This is a genomic window from Dyella sp. EPa41 (assembly GCF_016586165.1).
Taxonomy (GTDB): domain Bacteria; phylum Pseudomonadota; class Gammaproteobacteria; order Xanthomonadales; family Rhodanobacteraceae; genus Dyella.
The window spans coordinates 1-2,137 of sequence record NZ_BCPR01000149.1 but is presented as its reverse complement, the minus strand read 5'-3'; the positions used below and the strand labels follow the sequence as shown (position 1 = coordinate 2,137).

Genomic DNA, 2,137 nt, shown 5'->3' with positions numbered 1-2,137 from the left:
CGAAGCCAAGGCACTGAAGGCGCCGGACATCCGCGCCGTGCGCATCGTCTCCAACGCCGAGGATGGCGGTGGTGGCGGCATCGCCTGGAGCGACGACGGCCAGAACGTCGCCATCCAGTTGCGCGCCATCGACAACAAGGACCGCTGGCTCGCCAGCGTCGACTTCGACAAGCACGCGCTGGTGCCGCAGCACCGGCTCACCGACAAGGCCTGGATCAACTGGAACTTCAACGATTTCGGCTGGCTCAGGGACGGCCGCACGCTGTGGTATCTCAGCGAAGAAACCGGCTACTCGCAGCTCTACGCCAAGTCGCTCGCCGGCAAGGCGAAGGCGCTCACCAGCGGCAAGTTCGAGGTGAGCCATCCGGTGCTGAGCGAGGACGGCCAGTGGTTCTACCTGCGCGCCAACCAGGTGGCGCCGTACAGCTATGACGTGTATCGCGTGCCCAGCGCGGGTGGCGAGCTCAGTCGCGTCACGCAGTACCAGGGCATGGATGACTTCGCGCTGTCACCCGACGGACGCCAGCTCGCCGTGCTGCATTCCTCGCCCTACGTGCTGGCGCAGCTGGCCGTGCAGGATGCGGCCGGCGGCACGCCACGCGAACTCACCAACACCATGAAGCCGGAGTTCACCGCGCATCAGTGGCTGCAGCCGCAGATCGTTCCGGTGGCGTCCACGCACGGCGCGGGCACCATCTGGGCGAAGTACTACGGCCCCGGCGACGCGGGCGCGGCGGCATCGCGCCCGGCGGTGATCTTCGTGCACGGCGCGGGCTACCTGCAGAACGTCACGCTGTCCTATTCCAACTACTTCCGCGAGCAGATGTTCCACAACCTGCTGGTGCAGCAGGGCTACGTGGTGCTGGACATGGACTACCGCGCCTCCGAAGGCTACGGCCGCGACTGGCGCACCGCGATCTATCGCCAGATGGGCCATCCGGAACTGGAAGACCTGCTGGACGGCAAGGCCTGGCTGGTGAAGAACCGCGGCGTCGACCCGAAGCGCGTGGGCATCTACGGCGGTAGCTACGGCGGCTTCATGACGCTGATCGCGTTGCTGCGCGCGCCGGGTGAATTCGCGGCCGGCTCCGCGCTGCGTCCGGTCACCGACTGGACCAGCTACAACCACGAATACACCTCCAACATCCTCAACGATCCCCAGCTCGATCCCGAAGCCTTCGCGACCAGCTCGCCGATCCAGTACGCCGACAAGCTGCAGGATCCGCTGCTGATGCAGCACGGCCTGATCGACGACAACGTGCTCGCCAGCGACACGGTGCGCCTGTACCAGCGCTTCATCGAGCTGCACAAGAACAACTTCTGGATCTCGCTGTACCCGATGGAACGCCACGGCTTCGTGCATCCGGATTCGTGGCATGACGAGTACCGTCGTATCGACGAGTTGTTCAATACGTACGTGAAGCCGGCGAAGCAGTAATCGCTGGCCTGGTTTTTCCCTTCACTTGGGTGGGCGGGGCCACGCCCCCGCCCACCCTTTTTGTAGGAGCGCACTCAGTGCGCGACCGCCTTTCGCGCCGGTCTGCAGCATTCGTTCTTCAGGCATGCAGTTGGCGATGTCTTAGTTGCGGTCTTCCATGACCTTGCTCGCCTGCGGCGGGCTTCCGAGCCGCTGCCGCGGCCCGGGTCACTTTTCTTTGCTTGCTCAAAGAAAAGTAACCAAAAGAAAGAGCACCCCGCGTGGCGCTGCCTGGGCTTCGCCCAGCCAGTGCGTGAGGGGCGGCCGGGCTTTTCGACCGGGCTCCTGCCCGGACGAAAAGTGCCCGACGTCCTGTCGGGCACCCCTGCGGGGCCTGATCGACCACCCCTCACCGCCCCACAGGGGGTTGTTGAAGGCTCGTGCCGCGGAGCGGCACATCGCGTCGCGATGCCAGTGGCTGCGGTTCGTTGTGGGAGCGCACCCTGTGCGCGACCGTGGACTGACAGGGTTGCCTCGATCCGCGATGGTCGCGACGACGCAAGGCCAAGGTGCGTTGCAATGTGGCGGTCGCGCACTGGGTGCGCTCCTACAGAGGTAGGAGAGGTTTTTGGCGAGCACCCACCCCTCACCCCAGCCCTCTCCCCAAAGGGGAGAGGGAGAAAGGGTGGGGCACCCCATGGGCTTCATCACGGCTCAGCG

The 2,137-nt window shown here is 65.4% G+C and carries 1 protein-coding gene; it reads left to right on the top strand.

What is annotated here, in order from left to right:
* Positions 1–1,438, top strand: a 1,438-nt coding sequence (locus tag JMF82_RS21800) for a prolyl oligopeptidase family serine peptidase (RefSeq protein WP_201316619.1), incomplete at its 5' end; no start/stop codon positions are given.
* Positions 1,439–2,137: the final 699 nt, after the last annotated feature.